This window comes from Streptomyces avicenniae (genome assembly GCF_000719135.1).
Taxonomy (GTDB): domain Bacteria; phylum Actinomycetota; class Actinomycetes; order Streptomycetales; family Streptomycetaceae; genus Streptomyces; species Streptomyces avicenniae.
The window spans coordinates 1-379 of the sequence record NZ_JOEK01000046.1; the positions used below are offsets into that span (position 1 = coordinate 1).

Annotated in this window: 1 protein-coding gene; it reads right to left on the minus strand. The window is 67.0% G+C overall.

Annotated elements, in window-relative coordinates; all coding sequences use genetic code 11:
• On the minus strand, window positions 1-328 hold a 328-nt coding region (locus IF27_RS29675; RefSeq protein ID WP_263053860.1), incomplete at its 3' end, for an endo-1,4-beta-xylanase.
• Window positions 329-379 lie beyond the last annotated feature (51 nt).

A 379-nucleotide genomic window follows, 5' to 3' on the forward strand; every position in this document is an offset into this window, starting at 1 on the left:
GCTCGGAGCGCAGACCGCGATCCCCGTTGGTGTAACTCTTCTCGTCGTCGGACATGGGCTCGTTGACCACATCCCATTCCGCGACCTTTCCCTTGAAGTGCCCGGCGACCACGGCGATGTGCCGGAGCATGGTCCGGCGCACCTCCTCGGGGTCGTCGTCCTCCCGCATCCAGTCGGGCAGAGCCTCGTGCCAGACGAGGGTGTGCGCGTGCACCTTCATGTCGTTCGCGCGGGCGAAGCGTACGAGCAGGTCCGCGTCGCGGAAGTCGTAGACGCCCCGGCGTGGGTGGAGGAACTGTGGCTTGAACGCGTTCTCCGGAGTGAGCATGGAGAACTGGCTCCCCGCGAGCGCCCGGTAGCGTGAGTCGGTGAGCAGCGG